Genomic DNA, 22578 nt, shown 5'->3' with positions numbered 1-22578 from the left:
AATCGACTGACCCATGCACATTTGAAATGCTTCCAACTCCTGGAGAGACAATTTCTATTTCATTTTGATCACCAGTTCCAGAGAGGAATCCCTAAACTTCTTTTGACGTTAAATGATTATAGATATCTTGTGCAACTGGCAATTTATCTGTTTTAGAACCATTTTCATTAATATCATATTCATCTTCCAAATAATGATTTCGACCACTTTCTTTTGTTGCGATGCCTGCATCATCCACCCACGTAATGATTTTATACTCACCTTTTGGAAGTCCTCTGGTTAAGGTTAAACCCAAGGTAAGTGTAAGTGGATTATAACGACCCGATTCCAAGTAGTTTTCAAGGAACTTTTCTTTTGTTAATTCAGCAATAACTGCAGAATTCCCTGAACCCTTATAATTTTCAACGATTGAAGTCTTATAATATTGAGCATTGCTACTGTTTAATCCAACCTCATTAATCGATATTCCTTTTGGAATGACGGTGACTGTCTTTACCGAACGTTCCATTTTTTCAATTTTTGAAATCGTGTCTAAATCCAGTAAGTTAAATGATGGTGTAGTATACACGATTTTGTTTGTAAGTATATCCTGCGCAGTCGTGGAGTACGGACTAACAGTTGAGGTCGTATGAGGCTGAGCAACTGTAATTTTAACATAAGAGTCCGTAGACGGAACTGACTTTCCTTCAATCTTTCCCATCACGGTCATTTGATAATAAATCTTAGAATCGTCCGAATGCTTCTTATTTGTAGTTCCTGCTGTTGTATTGATGTCATCAATATATTTTGTATCGAGATTATCTTTACGCACTGATACATTTATTTTGAAAGATGGGTGTGCTACCGAATATTCATATTTAAACCCAGAATTAGACTCTAGTCTAATGTATCTAACATTCTTATCTTCAATTTCGAGACCTTTCTGGAGTTGAAGGGCGGTGACATCGTCAAAAAGTACCGTCTCATTGAGATCATCATCAACCGCAAATATTTTAATGGTTCCATCAAACATCAATGCTTCAGAAGGATTGATTCCGATTTTTTCGATATGAAACTCACTTTTGGGACTCACGAAACTTCCACCATCTCCGGCATATGACATTTGGCTGGATAAACCGGGATGACCAACCGTCATTGAGAAGTTTTCAAATCTGAGTGATTGAAGCCACACTGAAAAATTGATCGATTTTTTTTTCAAATACATCTTGATAATCAGAGATTTTAACTGTAGATTCTTCGGTCGTACTACCTAAACGGTCCGGGAGGGATTTCTTGGTGAATTTTATAAAAAACTTCATGCTTTTTGGCTCCATTTTATCAAACTCACTTGGATCTCCATTCGAATCTTTCCAGGTATCCGATACCGTAAATTCATAGTCTTTGTTAAACTCGAGTCCTTCCTTTGTTCTAATCTTTCCACTGCCAAGATTAGAAGTTCCTCCATTAAAAATAACTTCCTCTGGTGCGGTCAGCTCAAAATCCAGTAAATCACTTGGATTCTCGAATTTAGTTTCTCGTTTTGCAACGCGATCTGTCTTTGATCCGCTGTTAGTCACATACATTATTTCAAATTGGGTGTCTGTTGGGACTGTATTATCCCCAACAACAGCAATTGTTTGTACCCAAGCATTTTTAGAATTATCCCAAGTCCATGATACTGTACTTGTTGGGTTCGGATTAAAAGTTATACTCCTTGTAGTATCTGGTGAAAAAACAGGTGCTGTTTTCGAAGATCCGATAATTGTGCCATCTTCACTCTTAATATCGACATTCACCTTAAATGGATACTCATCCGAAGTCGTATTTGCAATTCGAAATTGAACAGGGAATCCGATTGTTGTCCCACCAGCAATATCTTTCATCACATAAACAATATCGATGGTTCCATCTTCATTATAAATAGTTTCTTTAGAAGAAGCGGTCGTCAAGTCACCTGACTGAAACTTTGGTAAGTATTTTTTTGTTTCAACACTCTTAAAATTAGGTTCAAGATGAACGATAATTTTTGGACTTTTAACGGGTTCTGAAATATTAGAGTTTGTAGTAATTTGGACATCAAGAGAATAATCTTTTGATCGATGCAAATTGTCGAGCGGTTCGTTGATTGACTTCGTATTTATACTAATCTCTGAAAATATGTCAGACTTCACTTCCGGTTCATTTCCCGGTTCGTTTAGCGTCGTGTCATCTTCAGCTTTTGCTTCAGAGGTTGTGGATTCTTCCAAATCAACAACCTCTGAAGCATTTTCTGTTTCTTCTTGCGTTTCTTTATCAGCGATGGTTTCCATCGTTTGTGTATCTACGTTATTTTGGTCGTCTTGATTTAAGCCAAATATTGGCGAAACCTGACCCGTAATCAGTAAACAACATAACATGATTATGATCATTTTTTGTTTGTTCATGTGTACTCCTTCTCTACGCTCAAAAAATGCGTAAACCCCCTTACAGAGTTCATTTTCATTATATTTCTTATTAAAAAACCTGTCTAGTGACCCATTTTCCGGAAAATGGATGGTATTTCGGAATTTTTTTTTGAATTTCAGCGCATATTTTAAAAAATAATTTCGGTTTTAAAAAGGTTATGGATATCCTGTAAAAAAAAGTATACTTATCAAATGCCCCTCTACAATGCCTTAATCTGTATTTTAGTTTTCAATTTACGGCATCTCACACCTACAAATAATAAAAATCAACACATCCCTACATATTTTTCGTGCTTTTTTTCATTATTTATCACAATTTATCTTTCGTTTATCATTCACACAACTTCATCATCTTCACACAAAAATTTCTTCTTATAAAAAAAATCGATGATTTCACAAATAATTAAAAAAGATTGCCTAAACTGGAGTTGTCAAACAAAAGTAGACATTAATAAAAGACTAGAAACCCTTATCCATTTTATATTGGATAGGGGTTTTGTAATTTAAACAGTAAGCAGGTCTTTCAAAATTGAAATAATGTACATATTCTTCGATAAAATTTTCAAAGTTATCTACGGACCAGTATTGATAATCACACGCCATTTCTGCTTTAATCCATCCATTTAATGATTCGATAATTGGATTATCTGTAGGTGTTCCAGCTCGCGACATAGATCTAATTATGTTATAATTTTCATGCGCTTTAGCGAAAGCTTTAGAGTGGTAGACAGCTCCTTGATCTGTGTGAAGAATCGTGGAGCTGTTTTTATTATCCTTAAGTAGCGCAAGGAGATCCTCGAGACACTTGTAGTAAGGCTTAGGATCACCAGTTGTACGCGATAATGCAGAACTGATAATTTCATTGTTAAAGGTATCAACCATTAAAGTCCATTCATATTAATCCCTTTGTTTCGAATATGTGTCATATCTGAAACAATAATTTCTAAAGGTTTGGTTGCCTCCATTGATTCTTTATAATATTAGGATAAATTCGACTTTGTGTTCCAGGTTTTATAGGAATAGTGTTTAACTTTTGATTTAATATTTAAAACTTGCAACACTTGTGGATTAAATTATCGGAAAATTCAATCCCTAAATCACTTTGCTTTCTCATGACTGCAGCGATATCATGATAACCATAACTTGGAAAACGGCGATGCCAGTCTTTAATCACAAAGCTAAGAATCGCTCTTTTGTTCATAAATATTGAGATCATTCTTATGCTTTAACCACTTGTAATAACCAGATCGGTTCAAATTCATAAATCTAAGAATGAACGTAATCGGATGTTTAAAGATAAGTCATGTGCTATTTGGAATTCTTGTCTTTAAAGTAACGAACTCCTTGTTTACACCAACTCCTTTCACCTGGTACCTTTTTAATCGTGCAATCTCAATATCTCGTTTTAGAATTTCGAGTTGAAGTCGTTCGATCTCAGTTAATGATTTACTCGTATGAAGCGCAGAAAAATGATTTCCTGTCTTTTTCTTGTTTTTTAAACCCTCTTTACCATCACGCATGAATCGATCAATCCAACCATTAATCGTTCCTTTCGGTATTCCTGTTTCTTGTGATAGTTTCGCAGCACTTATATGTTCATCAATATGACGTGTAACGACTTTAATACGATCCTCATAAGTCCATTTATTATTTAATCCACCTTTGGGTCTTCCCATCATTAATACCTCCGTTTTATCTCTGATTTTATTATTACACAAAAAAGTAGACAAGTATTTTTTACTTGTCTACTTTTAGTTTACTACTCCACTAAACAGCAATCTTTCTTAATTTCATTCATGACACCCTTGCTCTGCTTTGATCGCAGTGATGTGTATTTTTAAAAACGCTCAATCATTAGCGTTTTACTTCATAAACCATACGTAGGGCTTTGAGTGGGTAACCATACAACGTATCTGGAATACAAATTTTTTGGACAAATCCATATTTCTTATAAAATGATTCGGCACTCACATTGCCATTCTCCACATCAACATATGCTTGGTCAATTGTATCAGGAACACTTGCTTCAATATATGCAAGAAGTTCTGAACCCACACCGGCACGTTGGTGTGTTGGGAGTACGTACAATGCAACAATATATAAATCATTGTCACGAATCTCATAATTCCCAAATCCTACAATATAATCATCTTGAACTGCCACCACAAGCTTTGTCGTTTCAATGCGACGCTCAAGGACTGTGGGCGCATACGCATCTTCAATAAAACGATTAATAATATCCAATGGGATTAAATCCTTATACGCTTCTTTCCATGTTATGGAGGCAATCAAGCGAATTGCTTCTAAATCATCGGGCGTAGCCAATCGTATCATTATGTCACCTTCTTTTTATATAGTAAACATTGTAACCGATATCACCTAAAATTCATAGTTTTCAATTTGAAGTTTCATAATTATACTTTGAGACGTGTAGCACTTATTTTTTTTAATATTTCCCAAGAATCATCCATTTCTTGAACTAATTTAAACTGTGTTCGTGCTCTTACTAAATTGTGGTCAGGATAGCTGGTCTTGAAATAAACGTCGCCATCGATGTAGTCTTTAAGAAAGCGCAACCCGCATTCAAGTGTCATCATTTTTGCGCCTTCTGGAAAGAGTTTGATTTCCAAATCTGATAAGCTACCGCCCGCACCTTCAATAAACCCATCCACATATGCTTCATAATACGGGATGCTTAAGTGAACTTTGGATAAGTCTTTTTCATCTTCTAATGCCGTGCTTGCACCAAATCGAATCGAATCTCCAAAATCATCTAAGGAAAAACCCGGCATGACTGTATCCAAATCCACAACACAGAGCACGTCATTAGAATCGGCATCTAAGAGAACATTATTCAACTTGGTATCATTATGTGTTACTTTTAGGGGTAATAGACCCTGTTGATGATAATCCCACAATGTATCTGCGAATTCTTGATGTTTAAGTGCAAATTCAATTTCAGGTAATGCGAAGTGTTTTCGGCCTGATTTATTGAGTTTAAGGGATTTGTGAAACTGATCATACCGCTTCGGTGTATGGTGGAAATCTTCAATCGTGAGATTTAGAGTATCAACTGGGAAGTCTTCTAAATCTTTTTGGAATGCACCAAATGCAAGACCACTCTGATAAAAATCTTCCTTATTTTTTACAAGATCTAAGGATTTTGAATTCTCAATTAATTCATAGGCACGCCAAAAATCTCCCGATTTTGTTTGACAGATATATTCTTGATGGTGCGTTGGAATGAGATTTAAAACTTCACGCCTTGGATCACCACCACGTTTTATGACTTTCTGGCGAATGTGTCTTGTTACTTTTTCGATATTCTCGATAAGCCCTTGCGGATCTAAAAAAATCTGATGATTAATTTTTTGAAGAACATAACTTCCTCTTGAACACATAACACGATAGGTATCGTTTATATGACCATTACCAAAGGGAACAATTTCCACTACATCCCCATCAAAACAAAATTCTTGTACTACTTCTTTTATTGATTTCATATTTTCATCCTTCTACAATTATGTGCAAGACCAAAATAACACCTAGCATTTAGGTGTTATTTTAGTTCATTAAAGAAAACGTTTATTATAACGATAGAGTAGCAACAGCAACATTCCTAAACCGACAATCATCATAAATAGAGACTGCATCGAAATGTCCTTCTGGAAATCAATTACCATCCAAATACCCAAGATAAACACAGCTATATTAGCAATGCCATTCAACAGTTTCTTCATTGCGTTCACCCCACTTAATTTCTGATGGCTCAAGGGTTATCTCTTGCCCTTTACCCAAACCATCATAGAAGATCGTTTTTTGTGTTTCATGTGTATTATTCAATAAGGCCACGGTCTTCTGATAAACATTCACTTCACAATGAATATTGGATGCAAAGAAATACTTCATTTGATCCTCATGATTCATTGCATAAAAAATTGAACGATATAGAATACGTGTGTTTTCAAAACTGTATGGAAGTCCCGAAAGATACACACCACGACCACTACCAAATGATTTAGCTGCGATTGTTACATTTTCATTATCCATCTTAATTATTTCAGTAGCCGCAGTTCGAGCATACACATTGTTTATAGCTTCACCGTAATTAAAGTCATTCTCAAGATCATGAGTAATAAAATGATCTGAAAACACCTCTTTAAAATACTTATCTGTGGACAAGGTAAATCCGAGTTCCTTGTCTACACCCAGAACGTCATGAAGTTGGAAGAAATGTCCTCCTTTTTCAAAAGCACTCGGTTCACCAACACCGATAAATCCATGTCTTTCGTAAACCCATTTTCGAATCATCGATACAAATGCTGGATCGTTCCAAACAACATCACCTGAAAATGAAGTTCTCGCATCCCCTGCATTAATCAGGACATCGATATCACTGGGAATTCCCGACTTAATTTCATCAAAACTTAGAAAACGGACATCAACATCCATGCCACTAAGTGACTCTAAAATTCCAATGTAAGAATATATCTGTTTGTAGTGTAGAGCATGTGCAACCATGAAATTTTGCCAACTACGTAGTGATCCCCAAGCACTCATAATCCCTACAGTTGCTTTAGTTATCGGTTTTACATCTTCTATTTTATCAATGATCCCTCTAAATTCATCAGCAGTTCTAGCAATATAATCGACAAACTTAGGAAATTTATAAGCTAGGCTTGGATATCCTCCGTAACCGATACGATTAAGCGGACTTCGCATTAATGCACGACGCGCTGATATCCAATTGTCATTTGCTTCTTTTAATATTGCATCATCATTGCCCTCAAAGAATGTATCAGGAAAGAAATACGGTAAAAAACGTCCTTCTGTATACTTTACATGAGGAATATCGGAAATAAGTCGAAGCGTCATCCCGCCGCCGACACTTCCCACTACAGCATCCAGTCCTATTGTATGGAAATATGGTCCATACGGCTCAACCCCAATCCAGTTATCACCTAAAAACATCATGGCTTCTTTACCATACGAATGCACCAAATCAACCATTGCTTTCGCTTGCTGAGCGACAAATTGTTGTTGGAAATCGATATAGTCTTTATATGCTTGAGTTGGCATGCAGAAGGTCGAATTATAATATCCATTTTGGATAAAGTCTTCAGCGGTGAGACGGTAACCTTTCGCTCTTTCAAACGCCTCTAAAGCACGGGGAGAAACACTCGACCCATATCCAAACCAGTCCACAAATTTTTCTTTTCGTTGATCATTAAAACACAAGGTAAAGTGATAGTAAAACGTCGTAAAACGAATCACATCTGTTTTTGGGTTGGTTTCGAGAAAATCTTTAAGCGTGTCCATCATAAATTTTTGAGAATGCGGTTGGCGCACATCAAAAGGAATTTCTTTTTCTCGATCTTTCCAATCATTTGTAATGTAGTTATACATTTGTGTTGGATCCCAAATCATATAGGAAAGGAAATTGACGGTATACTCATGGAATGGTTCTGCATTTTTTATCACGACAACATCGCGTTTTGAATCCACTTCCCATCGCTCAACATCGACCACTTCATTACGTGTTCGATCAATAACCTGCCACCACGATTTAGGATCATGATTATAATCGGGTGAAAGTTGTTCCCGCAGATATCCTTTCATAAAGGGGATCTCAAGTTCTGTTTTGATAGCAAGATGGTAATCACTCATCAAGAAAATCTGTTGAGCCTCCGTTATATGTTGTAGTGCAAATTCATTTTGACCTCGGGCTACAAAATACGTTGTATAGATTTTCGCATCAAGGCTTTTTAAATCCTCATCTAATTTTGTTCCATCGCTATCACGTAATGCATCGGCACCCCAACGTTTCATTAAATCCTTGGTTTCTTCAAGGAAATTATTTTCACTCGGTAATGTTACACGACCAATATTCTTTTTCATATGAATCTCCTAATCTTTAACGCCACCCAAGGTCATCCCTTGAGTGAGTTTACTCTGTACAAATATATATAAAATCAGAGTTGGCAACATAACAATAACCAACCCCGCATAAAGCGGTCCAGGGTTTGCAGCCCCTCTTGCTGCCTGTTGTAAGTTTATTAATCCAACAGGTGATGTTTTTTGAGCTCCCGGCATTAACGTTAATGCAATGATATATTCATTCCAAAACGATAGAAAATTAAACAGGATCACCGTTACAATACTTGGTTTTGCCATAGGAATCATAATTTTTGTCATCGTCTGAAAATATGTACAACCATCAATTGAAGCAGCTTCTTCAAATGCTTTCGGTAATGTTTTAAAATATCCGGATAGAAGGTAAACCGTAAATGGAAGTGCAGTTGCTGCATAAACAACGGCCAGCATAAAACGATTATTGATAAATAAACTCATATTTAAAAGCGATTTACTGCCCTCATTCCATTTTAGAAGCATTAAAAAGATTGGTATCACAATATAGTTAACGTTAATAAATAATCCAGCCATAAACAACCCATTAATGTGTTTCTTAAATTTAAAATCAAATCGTGCCAATACATATGCCGCAGGCAGTGCTGTAATCAAAAGAAGAACGATGCCTAAAACCGTTACATAAACGGAATTAAGGAAGTAGTCGCCCATCTTAGCTTCTTTAAAGGCAACGATAAAGTTATTAAAGTTTGGATTCTGTGGAAATTTCCATGGATTCAAAAAGAACTCTCCCGGCTCTTTAAGTGATGCAAGAAACACCCAGCCAATCGGTACAATTATGGAGATGGTTAATGCAATTAGGACAACATAGACAAATAACTTATATGCTTTCTCTGCACTTATACTTTTATGTTTTTTCATAGATCCTCCTACATCTGAATTGGATCACGTTCGGTAATCTTATTTACAATTGCAGATAGTGCAAAGGAAAATAAGAAAATCATGACCCCAATCGCCATTCCATACCCATACGAAGCATTATCGTATGCTTGTTTATATAAATAACTTAGAAATACTTCGCTTGACCCACCGGGTCCTCCACTGGTTAATACTTTAACAAATAAGAAACTCATGTTAATGGTAGTGTAATTTGGAAGAATTGACGGGTTCGGGATGCCCCTTCAATTTTCGCAGACTCATACAAATGCTCTGGAATACTGCTAATACTTGCCATATACATTACCATGTAATATCCAATTGCCTGCCATATCATCGCTCCCGCAACGGCATACAGAACAATATTTGGATCCCCTAGAAACTGAATGTTTTTCCAGGTTTCTGGTTTAAATAATCGAATAATACTGTTTAACAAGCCCCCTGGTCTACCGCATAAATTTGAGCGAAGATTGCGGAAATAATTGCGACAGATAAAATATTGGGAATATAGAAGATAACGCGAAAGAATCCCTTGCCCTTTACATTTTCCCGCACAAGTATGTTTGCAAATACAACCGCAAATCCACAGGTCACAATTGTTACAATTACAATAAGTAAGATTGAATTTTGAACCGCCTGAATAAATTTTAAATCTTGAAATAATATCTTAAAGTTATTAAATCCTACAAAGGTTTTAGTACTGGATAACCCACCCCATTTAAAGAGTGACATCATGAATATATTTATCGTTGGATAAACCATAAATATCCCTATTAATATAAGTGCCGGGGTTAATCAACCAATTACGAACCGTCTTTTTGCCTTTTTCTTATTCATATTCCCACTCCATTTCAAGGCTTCTTAATAGAAGAGCGATAACACGTGTGTCATCGCTCCTTAAACATCAAATTACTTTTCGTGAATTATTGATATTTTGAAACTGCATCAAGAACGTCTTGATACCATTGTTCTGCAGTTTTCTGACCCGAGACAACATCATTTACAGTTCCATATAAGATTCCATCTCCTGATGTTAAATCAACACCTTCCACGGGATCTTTCGCTGCAAATCCAACCGATGAAGCAATAACACCACGACCGTAAATTGCATAAAAATCTTTGGTTTGTTCATCAGTAATCAAGTCTGATGACCCTTTAACGGGTTGAATCGCATTTCCATTATTCGCAAAGAGTTCTACGGCTTTATCAGAATAAACAAAGGTTAAGAATTCTTTTGCTAAGTCCACATTTTTCGCACCCTCTGGTATATACATTTCTTCCGCAAATGTTGTTGCGTAGGTTTCATCACCCTTCGTACGTACAGGAGCAGTAGTTAATCCCTATTTAAAACCTTCTGAATGTGATGCTTTTTCCATTTCTCCTGCTAACCATGTGCCATTTGGAATAAACAGTGCTTTGTTATCCAAAATTAGTTGTTGGTTTTTGGTAAACCCTTCACCATTAGCTTGGGCAACAGTGTCAGGATGTGTATAAGTTAAAAGCTTACCAACTAAATCAAAGGTTTCTTTTACCTGTGGATCTTTCCATGTCTCATGATCATAATTCATTAGCTTTTCGTATTTTTCAGGTCCAACCATATTATTTAAGATTGATGAGAAAAACGCATCAAAATATCCTGTTGTTGGGTAGGTAAATAATGCAATATCATCCGCTTTCGCAAGTTCTCCTAAAGCAAACATTTCTTCCCATGTTTCAGGAACCGTCCATCCTTTTTCTGTAAATAAGGTTTGATTATAAAATAGGCCTGTTGGTGCATAGAATACAGGTGCAAGGTAGGTTTTCCCATCACCATATGGACTTGTTCGCATGGTATTTTGTACACCTACATTAATTTTATCTTTTAATTTTACGGATTCACCAAATACATTCATATCCATAATATCGGAAATATCCATAATTTTCTTTTCTGAGATCATCGTATCTGTAAGTTTACCTTCCGAACCAATCGCAAGGTAGATCACATCTGGAACATCCCCAGATTGAATTTGAGGTCGAAGTACTTCCGCAATATTTTTTTCAAGTACAAGTTCAACTTTAGTACCATCACCTTTTGCTTCTTCGAACGCTTCGACAACCTTCTTAAAGCCTTCAGTACCATATCCACTATTTAATCCCGCTACTTTTAAAACTTTCCCCTCATTGGATGTGGTTTCGTTTTTTTCTCCACAACCGGTTAGGATAAGCAATGCAGTAAGGCAAACTACTAACATTTTTTTCATTTAAAGTTCCTCCCTGATACTTTCATTATAGAGTAATGTAAGCGTTTAATCTTCCATGATATTGTTCTTAACTTATGTTATCTTGCTGTTTTGAAAAATATTATGGTTTTTCATAATTCATTTTATAATTAGATAAAATAAACGTCCCAATATCTTGCATTGCTTCCCAGGAATCTTCCATCTCACTCACCAATTTAAGTTGCGTGCGTGCTCTAACTAAATTATGAGTGGAATATGTTGTTTTGAAATAAGTATCACCTTCAAGGTAATCTGTTAAGAAACGCATACCACATTCTAAGGTCATCATTTTAGCCCCTACCGGAAACAGTTCGATTTCTAAATTCGTTAGACTTCCATTAGCTCCTTCGACAAAACCCTCTACATAAGCACGGTAGAGATCTAGATCAAAATGAACCTTGCTTAGGTCTTGTTCATCTTCAAGTGCGGTGGATGCACCAAACCGGATTGAATCACCAAAGTCATCCAAAGCAAAGCCTGGCATCACAGTATCCAAATCGATAACACAAACACCCTTACCACTTTTCGCATCCAATAAAACATTATTCAACTTCGTGTCATTATGAGTCACTTTTAATTGAAGGCTACCTTCATCATAGAGATTCCAAAGTATGTTCATAAATGCTTCCTGTTGTAAGATAAACCTAATCTCTGCTTCACAGGTCTGGCGACGGTTCATGACATCATTTTTCAATGCCGATTTGAATTGTTGAAGTCGTTTAGGTGTATGGTGGAAATTTTCAATCGTACTGTGCAATGACGATACTGGAAAATCCGCCAACATAAACTGAAAATTTCCAAATGCACGACCACTCTCGTAAAAATCATGCGCATCTAAAACGAGCTCATATGAAACCGTGTCCTGTATAAAACGGTACATACGCCAATAGTTCCCGTCTTCATCCAAAGCATAATCACAATCTTCAAAAGTAGGAATTAACGTAAGTGCTTCTCGTAGGGGATTCCCACCTTTTTGCTGAATTTTATTTTGTATAAATCGGGTCACGCGACCAATATTTTCCATCAATAACGTGGGGTTCTTAAACACATTTGTATTAATTCGTTGTAGTATATATACATCACAAGCAGTCTCAACACGATACGTGTCGTTGATGTGTCCATTTCCATAAGGAACACAGTTTACAATTGCGCCCTCTAGTTGAAATTGATTAAGTATTTTCATAATATACCTCCTATATATGTATTATGACGACTTGTACAGACTCAAAGCAATTGAGATGTTGTTAGATTCTTATGGTATCTTGTTTAATTCACAAAATGATAATATACTTTAATTATAGTAGGGGGTACTTATGGAAACAAAACACGATCTTACAAAACGCCTTAACCGACTTAAATTACTCTATATTGATAGTTCTCGCTTTGACTCAGATTGGCACTCAACGCTCCATTCACATCCATTTGCTGAATTAATGTATGTTGTACGAGGAAGTGGTTATTTCCGCTTTGCCGATAACCTTAAACTCCCCATCCAAGCAGATGACTTAATTATCATTAACCCAAATGTTTTACATACGGAATGCAGTGATGCTGAAAGTGGATTGGAATATATCGTTTTAGGTATTGATGGGGTTGAATTTTCCACCGAGCAAAACGAACATCCTGGCGTGTCGATTCATAATTACGAAGATTATAAACATGAAATTCTGTTTTATATTAAAGCAATCTTGGAGGCAGGAAAGACACATGATGAGATGTCTGAACTCATTGTGGATAACTTATTACGTGTATTGGTTTTAAACACGATGCGACGCACGACATCACTGCTTGATGTTGAGACATCAAGCAGTGGTGAAAATAAGGACTGTATTTTCTTGGAGCATTACCTTACCCTCCATTATCGCGAAAATATTACACTTGATCATCTAGCATCCCTCACGTTTTTAAATAAGTTCTATTTGTCTCATATATTCAAGGAGCAAACTGGACTGTCTCCGATTGATTATCTGTTACGAAAACGAATGATTGAAGCCAAAAAGCTTCTTGTGAATACTGACTTATCGATTACACAAATTTCAGATATTGTAGGGTTTCGCTCACCTTCCTATTTTTCTCAATTTTTAAAAAATGTGGAATCCATGTCGCCAAGTCCCTACCGTAAACACCACAGCACACTATCGCAATAACAAAATAAAAACGAACCCAAGATTATCTGGGTTCGTTTTCTAATGATTCACCATCAACTCTTCATATAAATTTTGAAATATTGCATACTCATCCACATGTGTTTTATCGTAATTGATCACCAGTTGGAGATGGAACCGACTGATTTCATCATCCAATTCAATCCACTCCACATCATCGCGTGCAATGATGTGGAGAAGATCAACAGGAAGTATGGTTACGGAACCATATGCAGCCACATGTTCAAGTACTACTTCCCAGTTGTCATTACGATAATTTATAGCTGGAATAAACCCCAGTTCTTTGCATCGACGGGGTACTTCTTGTCCTATTGCATAAGCATCTGACACTAATGCAAAAGATTCTGTCATAATATCCCGAAGCGTGAGACGCTCACGATTCGCCAGTGGATGATCTTTGGCGACAACCACACCCACGTCATAATAATACCCATCTAATCGTTTTGCATTCTCTTCAAGTTTTGAGTAATAAATGGGTTCTGAAATCAAAGCAGCATCCAGTTTATCTTGGATAAGCATGTCCTGAATTTCCTTGGAACCTCGTTGTACAAAATTTAATTCTACTTGTGGATATTTGCCGACATATCCTTGAAATTGATCCATGTAGTTAATCGAAGAAAGGATGGTAAGTCCAAATCGAATTTTACGACGAATGCGTTGGGCTTCAGACTTCATTAATCGATCCAATCGATTAAGATGCGCAATTACATCTTTCGCACCATCGTAAAACACTTGCCCACTTTCTGTTACACTGACGCCCGTTTGAGTTCGCTCAATGAGTTGCGTCTCAAGTTTAGCCTCAAGTTGTTTGATGTTCCAACTGAGGGCTGGTTGCGTCATGTGTAACGTTTTAGCGGCAGCAGTAAAACTCCCTGCTTCTATAACAGCAATAAAGTATTTCACCTCTCTAATTTCCATAGCTACCTCTTAATTCTATTCGAAATAATGAGTGGTTTCGAGTTTATGAAATGCTCTTAATCCTCCCGAAGCAAGTGCTTCAAGTTCAAATTCTCCCGGATAAATCGCAACCGGTGCAATAAACGATACACGTTCTTCAATCCAATTCATGACTTGATTCGAACGCGCAAATCCCCCACTGATCACGATACTATCAACCTTACCTTCAAGCACAATACTTAGAGTACCAATACTTTTCGCAATTTGATAAGCCATTGCCTCTAATACGAGCGCTGCTTCTTCATGACCCTCTTCAATCATTGCTTCGACAATTCGGACATCATTGGTCTCAAAATAGGAGATCAGACCACCTTGATGACGGGTTAGTTTTGTAACCGCTTCCTTGTCATTATTATAGCATAGATTCATAAAGGGACGTAAGGGTAAACCACCACTTCGTTCCGGTGAAAAGGCACCTTCATCATCACCAACAAGATCAATCATACGACCTTGCTTGTGTGCTGTGACAGTAATACCACTACCCGCATGGACAACAATCATGTTGAGTTTGTTATAAGGAGTTTGAAGGGATTTCGCATGTTCTATGGCAACAGCACGCGAATTTAACATGTGTCCAATACTTTTACGTTCAATACCCTTTAATCCAGAGATACGGGCAATGGGATCCATTTGATCGACGGAGATTGGATCGTAAATATACGCCGTACAATTTTCTGCTTGATCAACGAATTTCTGAGCGATCGAAGCACCAAGATTTGCATGGTGAATAACTTCAGCTTTATGTAAAAGATAATCAATGAGTGTGTCCGTAACTGCAATCGCACCGGCTTCAACCGGTGGCAAAATACCACCACGTCCCACAGCAATTTCAATTTTTTTCGGATCAAATTCGTGTTCAACCAATGCATTATAAATTGAGGCATAACGGTCTTCCAATTGATCCTCTAACGTTTGATACGCTTCTACTTTTTCTAAAGGTATTTTGAGATCATCGCGCATCAACTCGCGTTCGTCATCAAAGAGCGCAAACTTTGTGGAGCTGGCCCCAGGATTGATTACTAGAATATACATTATAAATCCCCTTTCGCAATCGAACATGCAAGTAAGATTGAATTAATTTTTTCATCACGATTTGAACCACGGGATGTAAGAATGATGGGTACTTTCGCACCTTGAATGACACCTGCCATTTTCCCATCGGTGAAAAGGGTTCCAACTTTACCCAAAATATTTCCACTTATAATATCTGGAGTAATAAGAATATTGGCATCCCCTTGAATACGTCCTGACCATTTTTTAATGGTTGCAGCATTTTTAGATACCGCAAGATCAAGGGATATCGGTCCTTCTACAATCGCATGTTCCCACGCGCGTTGACTTAAAGTTTCTGAATCAACGGAAGATTGAATATGGGGATTGGTATGCTCAGCAGCATCCAACAATTCTACTTTAGGTTCCTCAATCCCGAGAGCATGCGCAAGTTGAATGCTGTTTTCAATAATCCCTACTTTTTGATCAAAATTAGGCGTAGGAATCATACCCCCATCACTCATGATATACATCGTTTCTTTGTACGGAATTTCCACAACCGCAACATGTGATAAGACTTTTTGCTCGCGAATGCCTGTTTCACGCTTCACAACCGCCGATAATAAATCACTGGTTTGAATCAACCCTTTCATAATCAGATCCACATCTCCCGCTTTTGCCAGAGCTACAGCTTTTTGAGCCGCTTCTTGCGGTTGGTCGCAATGAATAATTTGATAATTTACCGCGAGGTTGTTTTCGCGAATAACATTTTGAATTGCTTCTTTATCCCCTAGAAGAATGGGTTTGATATACCCACGTTCTTCCATCTCGATAACCGCTTCAAGTGTATTCACTTCATCCGCACATACGAGGGCAAGACGCTTTTGCGTCATGCGTTCTCGTACTAAACGTGCCTCCAATTCTACAAAATTTTTCATTTATTGTACCTCAATATGATAATCATCCACCGTTACGACTGGTTTCATTTCGGTAAAGACTTTTCTAAATACAATTGCAAGTCCGATTGGCATTACCACAAAGGCAAGCACGGCATTGATGATGTTACCAAAAGTCCAACCACCCGCAAGGTTAATGGCATTGATGGGTCCTATCAGTCCACTAATTCCAAATCCTGCTGACATGGGAGTTCCTTGTTGATTAAGTAAAACAACTACGATAGCGCTTAGTGCTGCATTACATAAAACAGGAATCATAATCTTAGGCTTTTTCATAACATTTGGCATCGCCATTTTTGGTGAACCTAACATCAAAGCAATTTTAGTTCCCAGTTCATTCGATTTCCAACCTGTAATTGCAAGCCCAAATGCAGCTGCACAGATTCCCACATTCGCTGCCGCGGATCCGACACCGGATAAATTGACGGCAAGAGCAATCCCAACTGTAGAGAGTGGGGATACGATCATCATCGCAAAAATCATGGATACCAAGATGGACATGAGGAGTGGTTGAAGTTGTAGGAGGTTACTGATTAAGTGTGCCATCGCACCGGTAATCATTTGTACGTAAGGGAGTGTAATCATTCCCAACCCCCCTGCAACAATGAGGACAAGTGTTGGTGTTAACAACATGGCATATGCTTTAAATTTATCGGCAACAGCAAGGATTAAGATTACCGCAAACGTTGCTGTTAGTGCCATGTTAATGATGTCACCACTGCCTTTAAGCATAAACGTTCCATCTTCTGCAAGCTTCCACCCACCGGAGGCAAATGCGGTTGCCATTCCTACCGAAGCGGTCTGAATTGGCGTAAACTTAAACATCATTGACACTGCAACACCAATGACAACACCCATTAAGATCATTCAAATGATGTTGCCGTTAAAACAAATTGGCCTTGTGGAAAATGGGTAAAAGTGCTTTAAAGATTTCATTCAGCAAGGCACCGGGTATCAATACAACAACGGAACCAATCGCCACCCCATTTAGTATTTTCATTCCAAATCCTTTATCAAATATTTTTTTCATGATAACCCTTTCTAGAGATGGATGGGATAACCCAGAGCCAATTCTGCTGTATCCATAATCATTTCCGATAAGCTTGGATGTGTATGAATAATTAACGCGATATCTTCAACCGTTAATTGGGATTCAATAGCCATGGTAAGTTCCGCAAGCAATTCACTGGCTTGGGCCCCTACAATTTCTGCTCCTAAAATAAATCCTGTTTCCGTTTCTACGGTAAGTCGGACAAATCCTTGTGTATCATTCATGGATAAGGCACGTCCGTTTGCTCCATAAGGGAATTTGAATGCTTTTGCTTGAATGCCTTGAGCCTTTGCCTCGGTTGCATTCATTCCAACAACTGCAATTTCAGGATCGGTGTAACTTACGGATGGAATAACCGTATAATCAAATCCAGCTGTTTGTCCTGCAATCACTTCTGCTACGACTTTCGCTTCATAACTCGCCTTATGGGCAAGTGCAGGACCTGCGATAACATCACCAATTGCATAAATATTTGAGACACTGATTTTACCTTGATCATTCACGTCAATAAGACCGCGTTCTCCCACTGCAACACCTGCGTACTCAAGACCTAAGTCATCAGTATTAGGACGACGCCCCACCGTTACCAGGACATATTCTGATTGATGTGTGATTGACTTCCCTTCCTGACTGTAAGTGATTGTTACGATGTCATTTTTAACCTTCGCAGATTCAGCCTTCACATTGGTATGGATTGTGACATTTTTTTCTTTAAAATTATCCACAACATAAGCGCTTAAGTCTTTTTCAAAAAGGGGCAAAATATTGGGTGCACCTTCAAGAATTGTGACTTCAGTTCCAAGGTTTGCGAAAACACCTGCAAGTTCACAACCGATATACCCACCACCAACGATGGTTAATGATTTTGGTACCACATCGAGATCAAGCGCCCCGGTAGAATCTAAAATTCTCTTACCAAATTTAAATCCTGGAATTTCAATGGGTCTGCTTCCGGTTGCGATGACGACATCTTTAAATGAAAATGTTTGAACATCCATCTCATTTACAACACGAATCTTATCTTCCGACATAAAGTGTGCTTCACCCTTAACAATTTCAACTTTGTTTTTCTTTAAAAGTGCACCAATTCCTGAGGTTAAGGTCTTTACAACTTCCTTGTCTTTACAACTTCCTTGTCTTTCCATGCTTTTGCCTGTTTCATATCAAAACTTGTTTTGCCATAACTCAAACCAAAGGGTGTTTTGATTTGTGTTTTTGCGTATTCACTGCTTGCATGAATCATGGCTTTTGATGGAATACACCCCACATTTAAACATGCACCACCAATGGCATCCCGTTCGATGATGGTTACTTTTTTTCCAAGTTGAGCAGCACGGATGGCTGCGACATAGCCACCCGGTCCACTTCCAATAACAATTACATCTGCTTGTTTCGCGAAATCTCCAACTACCATTTTCTATCCCTCCAATACAAGCTTATTCGGGTCGCTTAGAACTTTTTTAAGTTCATCTAAAGCATGTTGTGCTTCCACACCGTCGATAATGCGGTGATCAAAGGTAAAGGATAGTTTCATAAACGGTGCGATGGCTACAGTCATATCTTCTGTAACATACGGCTCCATTTCAATTTTGGCTGTTCCTAAAATTCCCACTTCAGGTGCATTGATAATTGGTGTTGAGTAAACACCATCCGATGACATTCCCCCAACATTTGTGATCGTGAATGAACCATCACGCCTTGCTTCCATCGGAAGTTTACCTTCTTGTGCTAGACGTGCATTGGTTTCAATTTCTTTTGAAATCTCAAAGAGGTTTTTTGTATCGGCATTTTTAATATTTGGTACATAGAGGCCAGCATCGGTATTGGTTGCGACACCAATATTAATTGCGTCACGGTAGATAATTTCACCTTTTTCCGCATCCACCATGGCATTAAAGATTGGATATTTCTTCAACATGGTAACTGCTGCTTTCACAAAATATGCCGTATATGTTAAGCGTGCACCTTCTGCTTTCGCATAATCTTTATACATATCACGGTGTTCTACCAATTTCGATACGTTGATATTGGTAAAGACCGTTACACGTGGAATGGATGATGTTGATTGTACCATTGCTTGCATGGTTGCTTTTCGCATCGGTGTCATCTTTTCACGTAGTAATCCATTCGTTCCTACTGTTTGTACTGGTGCTTTCACTGCTTCTTTTGGTGCTGTGACTTCAGGTGCTACAACTTCGACTGCTTCCCCTGTAAAGTTATCGATGTCTTCCTTTGTAACCGTATTATGTTTTCCAGTTGGCGTTACAAGAGCGATATCGATCCCTTTTTCTCGTGCATATTTTCGAACGGAAGGAATTGCGCGTGCTTTCCCTTGACTTACAACTGGCGCTGGTTTTGATTCCACTTCAGTTTTTTCAACACTTGGTTTTTCTTCTTATTTCGCATCTTTCGATAAATCCGAAGCGTCAACTTCAATTTCCACAAGCGTATCCCCTACTTGGGCTACAGCGCCTGCTTCCACAAGAACGTTTTTGATCGTTCCATTTACGGGAGATGGTACTTCGATTGTTGTTTTATCATTTTGAACTTCAAAGAGCGGGTCATCCGTTTTAATGGCATCCCCTGGCTTTACATGCCAAAGTAAGATTTCACTCTCGGTGATTCCTTCACCAAGGTCGGGTAAATTAAATTTATAATTCATGAGTTCCTCCTAATATTCTTGTACTAATTTACGTGCTGATGTAACAATATCCTGTGCATTCGGCAACCAAATTTGTTCTGCCTGTGGTAGAGGATACGTCGTATCCGGTGCAGTTACGCGTGATACAGGCGCTACGAGATCTAAGAAGAATCGTTCACTGATTTCAGACATAACATGACTTGCTACTCCCGCAATACGTTGCGCTTCTTGAACAACCAATACGCGTCCGGTTTTCGCAACGGATTCACCAATGGTTCCCATATCAAGTGGTGCAATCGTGCGGAGGTCTACAACTTCAACACTGATGCCTTCTTCCGCAAGGATATCCGCAGCTTTACGTGCTTCCACAACCATTGCTCCATATGAAACAATTGAGATGTCTGTACCTTCACGAACAATGTTTGCCTTATCAAGCGGTACTTCATAAACGCCTTCTGGCACTTCTACTTTTTCACCACGATACAGTTTCAAATGTTCCAAAAATAAGACTGGATCATTACTTTTAATGGATGAAATTAAAAGTCCTTTCGCATCATAAGGGTTTGATGGAACCACAACACGCATTCCTGGCATTTGCGCAATCATCCCCTCATAACTATCTGAGTGAATCTCCGGTGTCGCAACACCACCCCCATAAGGACTACGAATGGTTATTGGCGCAAATAATTGACCTTCAGTACGGTAACGCATCCGTGCCATTTGGTTGGTAATCGAATCAATTGCTTCCGTAATAAATCCAAAGAATTGAATTTCAGGTAGCGGTCTAAATCCTTCAACACCTAAACCAATTGAAAGCCCTAAAATTCCTGATTCCGCAAGCGGTGTATCAAAGACACGGTCTTCTCCAAATTTTGCTTGAAGACCATCGGTAGCACGGAAAACCCCTCCGTTTTTCCCAACATCTTCACCAAAAATTAAAACCTTTTCATCATGTTCAAACATTACCTCAAGTCCATCGGTAATTGCTTCTACCATATTCTTAACAGCCATTTTATGCATTCTCCTTTTCTACATAAAGATCGTATTGTTCTTTAATTGAAGGTGGCATCACTTCATACATATTTGCCAGGTATTCTGATATTTTTTGTTTTGGAAGTTTTCGTGATGCATCCAATGCATCTTTAACTTCAACTTGTGTTTTCTCAATAATTGCTGCTTCTTGTTCTTCAGACCATAGCCCTTTTTCTGTTAAGAACTTCCGCATACGAATGAGTTGATCTTTTGGTAACCATGAATCAACAAGTTCATTTTCACGGTAACGACGTGGATCATCACTTAATGTATGGGGTCCATAACGGAATGTTAGGAACTCAAGCAGTACGGGTCCATTTCCTGCAACTGCATACTCACGTGCTGCTTTCGTCGCAGCATAAACTGCGAATGGGTCCATTCCATCTACAAAGAGATGCGCAATCCCTACGCCAATCCCTTTTTGGGATAGTGTTGCGGATTTTGTTTGGAAACTTCGTGGTACTGAGATTCCAAATCCATTATTTTGAGCGATAAAGATAACCGGCGCATCATAAACACCTGCAAAGTTTAATCCCTCATAGAAATCCCCTTGGGAAGGCCCACCATCACCAATATAAGTCATTGCGACATTCTCTTTTTTATTCTTTTTAAGTCCTAAACCAACACCTGCAGCTTGGATAATTTGTGCTCCAATAATAACTTGAGGTGGAAATGCTTTGATTGAATGATCGTATGAGAATCCATCTGTATGACCGTTATACCAGTTCATCGCTTGACGTGTCTCAATACCATGACGAATCAATGGTGGCACATCACGGTATGTTGGTAGTAACCAGTCACCCTCTTGCAATGCATATTGGCTGATTAATTGTGCCGCTTCTTGTCATTCAGTAGGCGGTAAGTTTCCAATAATACCTTGACGGCTTAGGATTCTGACACGATTGTTGTATTCACGTCCCCAGACCATGATCTCCATCATCTCAACCATCTGTGCATCTGTTAACTCTGGAAAGTAATCTTTATTGACGATTTTTCCATGTTCGTCCATGATTTGGAACAGCTTCGGCTCCGCATTTGTTTCCTTGAGAATCTTCTTGTAATCTATTACTTTTGTCATATTGTGCCCTTTCTATGTTTTGACATCTTCCCAATATCGGGATGATCAAAAATAAATTTACAAAGAATGATAGCGCTATCATTTCTTGACTCCATTATAGGACGATATCTCAAACGCGACCAATACAACATTTTTATGTCTATAAATACTATTTATACCCAAACAAAATATTATTTATGGACACAAAAAAGACTGCTGACATTTCTGTCAACAGTCCTAAAAA

Annotated in this window: 28 protein-coding genes and 1 pseudogene; 1 reads left to right on the top strand and 28 read right to left on the bottom strand. The window is 38.1% G+C overall.

Annotated elements, in window-relative coordinates; translation table 11 throughout:
* Positions 1 to 91: 91 nt before the first annotated feature.
* The 16 genes from EEI45_RS02825 to EEI45_RS02775 all read right to left on the bottom strand — a co-directional run bounded on the left by EEI45_RS02825 (position 92) and on the right by EEI45_RS02775 (position 12668).
* On the bottom strand, positions 92 to 1204 hold the full coding sequence (locus EEI45_RS02825) for a hypothetical protein (protein ID WP_125164068.1): 1113 nt from the start codon (positions 1202 to 1204) through the stop codon (positions 92 to 94).
* Positions 1146 to 2402 (bottom strand): hypothetical protein, encoded by a 1257-nt coding sequence (locus tag EEI45_RS02820; RefSeq protein ID WP_125164067.1) that lies wholly within the window; start codon positions 2400 to 2402, stop codon positions 1146 to 1148. Before EEI45_RS02820 ends, EEI45_RS02825 begins: the two co-directional genes overlap by 59 nt.
* Before the next feature lie 480 nt (positions 2403 to 2882).
* Positions 2883 to 3305, bottom strand: coding sequence for an integrase core domain-containing protein (locus tag EEI45_RS08970; protein ID WP_228410478.1), 423 nt, complete (start codon positions 3303 to 3305; stop codon positions 2883 to 2885).
* Positions 3306 to 3468: 163 nt separating this feature from the next.
* A complete protein-coding gene (locus EEI45_RS08965) occupies positions 3469 to 3624 on the bottom strand; it encodes a hypothetical protein (RefSeq protein ID WP_228410326.1) in 156 nt (51 codons plus the stop codon).
* 100 nt (positions 3625 to 3724) lie between these two features.
* Positions 3725 to 4102 carry a helix-turn-helix domain-containing protein gene (locus EEI45_RS02810; RefSeq protein ID WP_181950065.1) on the bottom strand — a complete coding sequence of 126 codons (378 nt, stop codon included), beginning with the start codon at positions 4100 to 4102 and terminating at the stop codon, positions 3725 to 3727.
* A gap of 175 nt (positions 4103 to 4277) precedes the next feature.
* The gene (locus EEI45_RS02805; protein ID WP_125164066.1) at positions 4278 to 4757 is read right to left on the bottom strand and encodes a GNAT family N-acetyltransferase; all 480 of its coding nucleotides are present in this window, start codon (positions 4755 to 4757) and stop codon (positions 4278 to 4280) included.
* Positions 4758 to 4837: 80 nt separating this feature from the next.
* Positions 4838 to 5926, bottom strand: coding sequence for a phosphotransferase enzyme family protein (locus EEI45_RS02800; protein ID WP_125164065.1), 1089 nt, complete (start codon positions 5924 to 5926; stop codon positions 4838 to 4840).
* Between the two features lie 69 nt (positions 5927 to 5995).
* Positions 5996 to 6163, bottom strand: a complete 168-nt coding sequence (locus EEI45_RS08540; protein ID WP_164503750.1) for a DUF6903 family protein — start codon at positions 6161 to 6163, stop codon at positions 5996 to 5998.
* Positions 6135 to 8321 carry a 1,3-beta-galactosyl-N-acetylhexosamine phosphorylase gene (gene gnpA, locus EEI45_RS02795; protein WP_125164064.1) on the bottom strand — a complete coding sequence of 729 codons (2187 nt, stop codon included), beginning with the start codon at positions 8319 to 8321 and terminating at the stop codon, positions 6135 to 6137. Before gnpA ends, EEI45_RS08540 begins: the two co-directional genes overlap by 29 nt.
* Before the next feature lie 9 nt (positions 8322 to 8330).
* Positions 8331 to 9212, bottom strand: coding sequence for a carbohydrate ABC transporter permease (locus EEI45_RS02790; protein ID WP_125164063.1), 882 nt, complete (start codon positions 9210 to 9212; stop codon positions 8331 to 8333).
* An 8-nt stretch (positions 9213 to 9220) separates the two neighbouring features.
* On the bottom strand, positions 9221 to 9424 hold the full coding sequence (locus tag EEI45_RS10150) for a hypothetical protein (RefSeq protein WP_456073046.1): 204 nt from the start codon (positions 9422 to 9424) through the stop codon (positions 9221 to 9223).
* Complete coding sequence (locus tag EEI45_RS10145) at positions 9421 to 9663, bottom strand: carbohydrate ABC transporter permease (protein WP_456073045.1); 243 nt, start codon at positions 9661 to 9663, stop codon at positions 9421 to 9423. Before EEI45_RS10145 ends, EEI45_RS10150 begins: the two co-directional genes overlap by 4 nt.
* The gene (locus tag EEI45_RS10140; protein ID WP_456073044.1) at positions 9657 to 9959 is read right to left on the bottom strand and encodes a carbohydrate ABC transporter permease; all 303 of its coding nucleotides are present in this window, start codon (positions 9957 to 9959) and stop codon (positions 9657 to 9659) included. Before EEI45_RS10140 ends, EEI45_RS10145 begins: the two co-directional genes overlap by 7 nt.
* Positions 9960 to 10150: 191 nt before the next feature.
* Positions 10151 to 10501 carry a hypothetical protein gene (locus tag EEI45_RS08960; protein WP_228410477.1) on the bottom strand — a complete coding sequence of 117 codons (351 nt, stop codon included), beginning with the start codon at positions 10499 to 10501 and terminating at the stop codon, positions 10151 to 10153.
* A gap of 66 nt (positions 10502 to 10567) precedes the next feature.
* Entirely contained in the window at positions 10568 to 11467 is a 900-nt protein-coding gene (locus tag EEI45_RS02780; protein WP_228410476.1) for a carbohydrate ABC transporter substrate-binding protein, read from the bottom strand.
* Between the two features lie 100 nt (positions 11468 to 11567).
* A complete protein-coding gene (locus EEI45_RS02775) occupies positions 11568 to 12668 on the bottom strand; it encodes a phosphotransferase enzyme family protein (RefSeq protein ID WP_125164062.1) in 1101 nt (366 codons plus the stop codon).
* 130 nt (positions 12669 to 12798) lie between these two features.
* On the opposite strand from EEI45_RS02775, the gene EEI45_RS02770 reads away from it, so the two are divergent.
* Positions 12799 to 13632 (top strand): helix-turn-helix transcriptional regulator, encoded by an 834-nt coding sequence (locus EEI45_RS02770; protein WP_125164061.1) that lies wholly within the window; start codon positions 12799 to 12801, stop codon positions 13630 to 13632.
* Positions 13633 to 13671: 39 nt separating this feature from the next.
* Here the strand turns inward: EEI45_RS02770 and EEI45_RS02765 are convergent, their stop codons facing one another.
* The 12 genes and pseudogenes from EEI45_RS02765 to EEI45_RS10060 form a co-directional block, all read right to left on the bottom strand.
* The gene (locus EEI45_RS02765) at positions 13672 to 14568 is read right to left on the bottom strand and encodes a LysR family transcriptional regulator (RefSeq protein WP_125164060.1); all 897 of its coding nucleotides are present in this window, start codon (positions 14566 to 14568) and stop codon (positions 13672 to 13674) included.
* Between the two features lie 15 nt (positions 14569 to 14583).
* Entirely contained in the window at positions 14584 to 15639 is a 1056-nt protein-coding gene (gene buk, locus EEI45_RS02760; RefSeq protein WP_125164059.1) for a butyrate kinase, read from the bottom strand.
* Positions 15639 to 16535, bottom strand: coding sequence for a phosphate acyltransferase (locus EEI45_RS02755; protein WP_125164058.1), 897 nt, complete (start codon positions 16533 to 16535; stop codon positions 15639 to 15641). Before EEI45_RS02755 ends, buk begins: the two co-directional genes overlap by 1 nt.
* A complete protein-coding gene (locus EEI45_RS02750) occupies positions 16536 to 17411 on the bottom strand; it encodes a PTS transporter subunit IIC (RefSeq protein ID WP_228410475.1) in 876 nt (291 codons plus the stop codon). It abuts the gene before it with no gap.
* Positions 17412 to 17436: 25 nt separating this feature from the next.
* The gene (locus EEI45_RS08955; protein WP_228410474.1) at positions 17437 to 17583 is read right to left on the bottom strand and encodes a hypothetical protein; all 147 of its coding nucleotides are present in this window, start codon (positions 17581 to 17583) and stop codon (positions 17437 to 17439) included.
* Positions 17584 to 17594: 11 nt separating this feature from the next.
* Complete coding sequence (gene lpdA / locus EEI45_RS02745; RefSeq protein WP_267128141.1) at positions 17595 to 18749, bottom strand: dihydrolipoyl dehydrogenase; 1155 nt, start codon at positions 18747 to 18749, stop codon at positions 17595 to 17597.
* Positions 18710 to 19018: an FAD-dependent oxidoreductase gene (locus tag EEI45_RS09880; RefSeq protein WP_267128140.1), complete on the bottom strand. Its 309-nt coding sequence runs from the start codon at positions 19016 to 19018 to the stop codon at positions 18710 to 18712. The genes lpdA and EEI45_RS09880 overlap by 40 nt, the downstream gene beginning before the upstream one ends.
* A 3-nt stretch (positions 19019 to 19021) precedes the next feature.
* Entirely contained in the window at positions 19022 to 19969 is a 948-nt protein-coding gene (locus EEI45_RS02740) for a dihydrolipoamide acetyltransferase family protein (RefSeq protein WP_228410473.1), read from the bottom strand.
* Positions 19970 to 19999: 30 nt separating this feature from the next.
* A complete protein-coding gene (locus tag EEI45_RS08950; protein ID WP_228410472.1) occupies positions 20000 to 20266 on the bottom strand; it encodes a biotin/lipoyl-containing protein in 267 nt (88 codons plus the stop codon).
* A gap of 9 nt (positions 20267 to 20275) precedes the next feature.
* Positions 20276 to 21256 (bottom strand): alpha-ketoacid dehydrogenase subunit beta, encoded by a 981-nt coding sequence (locus EEI45_RS02735; RefSeq protein WP_125164057.1) that lies wholly within the window; start codon positions 21254 to 21256, stop codon positions 20276 to 20278.
* Between the two features lies 1 nt (position 21257).
* A pseudogene (locus EEI45_RS02730) lies at positions 21258 to 22109 on the bottom strand (thiamine pyrophosphate-dependent enzyme); the annotation flags it as partial.
* Positions 22110 to 22121: 12 nt separating this feature from the next.
* Positions 22122 to 22355: a hypothetical protein gene (locus tag EEI45_RS10060; protein WP_228410471.1), complete on the bottom strand. Its 234-nt coding sequence runs from the start codon at positions 22353 to 22355 to the stop codon at positions 22122 to 22124.
* Positions 22356 to 22578: the final 223 nt, after the last annotated feature.

This window comes from Erysipelothrix piscisicarius, assembly GCF_003931795.1.
GTDB lineage: Bacteria > Bacillota_I > Bacilli_A > Erysipelotrichales > Erysipelotrichaceae > Erysipelothrix > Erysipelothrix piscisicarius.
The sequence above is the reverse complement of the archived record's forward strand: the minus strand, read 5'-3'. Positions and strand labels throughout refer to the sequence as shown.

Coding starts and splice junctions, on each gene's coding strand:
- EEI45_RS02825 (WP_125164068.1), bottom strand. CDS start 1,204: ATGTATTTGAAAAAAAAATCGATCAATTTTTCAGTGTGGCTTCAATCA.
- EEI45_RS02820 (WP_125164067.1), bottom strand. CDS start 2,402: ATGAACAAACAAAAAATGATCATAATCATGTTATGTTGTTTACTGATT.
- EEI45_RS08970 (WP_228410478.1), bottom strand. CDS start 3,305: ATGGTTGATACCTTTAACAATGAAATTATCAGTTCTGCATTATCGCGT.
- EEI45_RS08965 (WP_228410326.1), bottom strand. CDS start 3,624: ATGAACAAAAGAGCGATTCTTAGCTTTGTGATTAAAGACTGGCATCGC.
- EEI45_RS02810 (WP_181950065.1), bottom strand. CDS start 4,102: ATGATGGGAAGACCCAAAGGTGGATTAAATAATAAATGGACTTATGAG.
- EEI45_RS02805 (WP_125164066.1), bottom strand. CDS start 4,757: ATGATACGATTGGCTACGCCCGATGATTTAGAAGCAATTCGCTTGATT.
- EEI45_RS02800 (WP_125164065.1), bottom strand. CDS start 5,926: ATGAAATCAATAAAAGAAGTAGTACAAGAATTTTGTTTTGATGGGGAT.
- EEI45_RS08540 (WP_164503750.1), bottom strand. CDS start 6,163: ATGAAGAAACTGTTGAATGGCATTGCTAATATAGCTGTGTTTATCTTG.
- gnpA (WP_125164064.1), bottom strand. CDS start 8,321: ATGAAAAAGAATATTGGTCGTGTAACATTACCGAGTGAAAATAATTTC.
- EEI45_RS02790 (WP_125164063.1), bottom strand. CDS start 9,212: ATGAAAAAACATAAAAGTATAAGTGCAGAGAAAGCATATAAGTTATTT.
- EEI45_RS10150 (WP_456073046.1), bottom strand. CDS start 9,424: ATGAGTTTCTTATTTGTTAAAGTATTAACCAGTGGAGGACCCGGTGGG.
- EEI45_RS10140 (WP_456073044.1), bottom strand. CDS start 9,959: ATGTCACTCTTTAAATGGGGTGGGTTATCCAGTACTAAAACCTTTGTA.
- EEI45_RS08960 (WP_228410477.1), bottom strand. CDS start 10,501: ATGTATATACCAGAGGGTGCGAAAAATGTGGACTTAGCAAAAGAATTC.
- EEI45_RS02780 (WP_228410476.1), bottom strand. CDS start 11,467: ATGAAAAAAATGTTAGTAGTTTGCCTTACTGCATTGCTTATCCTAACC.
- EEI45_RS02775 (WP_125164062.1), bottom strand. CDS start 12,668: ATGAAAATACTTAATCAATTTCAACTAGAGGGCGCAATTGTAAACTGT.
- EEI45_RS02770 (WP_125164061.1), top strand. CDS start 12,799: ATGGAAACAAAACACGATCTTACAAAACGCCTTAACCGACTTAAATTA.
- EEI45_RS02765 (WP_125164060.1), bottom strand. CDS start 14,568: ATGGAAATTAGAGAGGTGAAATACTTTATTGCTGTTATAGAAGCAGGG.
- buk (WP_125164059.1), bottom strand. CDS start 15,639: ATGTATATTCTAGTAATCAATCCTGGGGCCAGCTCCACAAAGTTTGCG.
- EEI45_RS02755 (WP_125164058.1), bottom strand. CDS start 16,535: ATGAAAAATTTTGTAGAATTGGAGGCACGTTTAGTACGAGAACGCATG.
- EEI45_RS02750 (WP_228410475.1), bottom strand. CDS start 17,411: ATGGGTGTTGTCATTGGTGTTGCAGTGTCAATGATGTTTAAGTTTACG.
- EEI45_RS08955 (WP_228410474.1), bottom strand. CDS start 17,583: ATGAAAAAAATATTTGATAAAGGATTTGGAATGAAAATACTAAATGGG.
- lpdA (WP_267128141.1), bottom strand. CDS start 18,749: ATGGAAAGACAAGGAAGTTGTAAAGACAAGGAAGTTGTAAAGACCTTA.
- EEI45_RS09880 (WP_267128140.1), bottom strand. CDS start 19,018: ATGGTAGTTGGAGATTTCGCGAAACAAGCAGATGTAATTGTTATTGGA.
- EEI45_RS08950 (WP_228410472.1), bottom strand. CDS start 20,266: ATGAATTATAAATTTAATTTACCCGACCTTGGTGAAGGAATCACCGAG.
- EEI45_RS02735 (WP_125164057.1), bottom strand. CDS start 21,256: ATGGCTGTTAAGAATATGGTAGAAGCAATTACCGATGGACTTGAGGTA.
- EEI45_RS10060 (WP_228410471.1), bottom strand. CDS start 22,355: ATGACAAAAGTAATAGATTACAAGAAGATTCTCAAGGAAACAAATGCG.